Source organism: Blastomonas sp. CCH1-A6 (genome assembly GCF_001556365.1).
GTDB classification, from domain to species: Bacteria; Pseudomonadota; Alphaproteobacteria; order Sphingomonadales; family Sphingomonadaceae; genus Blastomonas; species Blastomonas ursincola.
Window position 1 is genome coordinate 1 of the sequence record NZ_LSIS01000418.1, and the last position, 382, is coordinate 382.

Sequence of the window (382 nt, forward strand, 5' to 3'; positions counted from 1 at the left end):
TCGGCGATACGCGTATCGCCGATGCCGAGCGGGCGGTCCTTGACGAGGCGCGGGTCGGTGAACCCGGCGGCCTTGGCGAGCTTGAGGAAATCGCCCCAGTAGAGCGCGCCGGACAGGCACTCGCCGTGCAGCACCGGATCGCTGAGCAGATGCTGCGGCACCCGGCGGCTCGAATAGACGTCGGAGAAATACATCTCGCCGCCGGGCTTGAGCAGCCGGTGCGCATCGGCGAACACCTTGGCCTTGTCCGCGACCAGATTGATGACGCAGTTCGACACGATGATGTCGAAGCTGCCGGGCTCGAGGTCCAACTCGTCCAGCTTCTCGATATCCCCCTCGACAAAGCGCACGTTCGATTTCGCGTAGCCGAAGGTCTCGCGGT

The 382-nt window shown here is 64.7% G+C and carries 1 protein-coding gene; it reads right to left on the reverse strand.

Going from position 1 to position 382, the window contains the following annotated elements:
• The coding region (locus AX735_RS18935; RefSeq protein WP_156447545.1) for a methyltransferase domain-containing protein at positions 1 to 382 on the reverse strand (382 nt) is incomplete at both ends.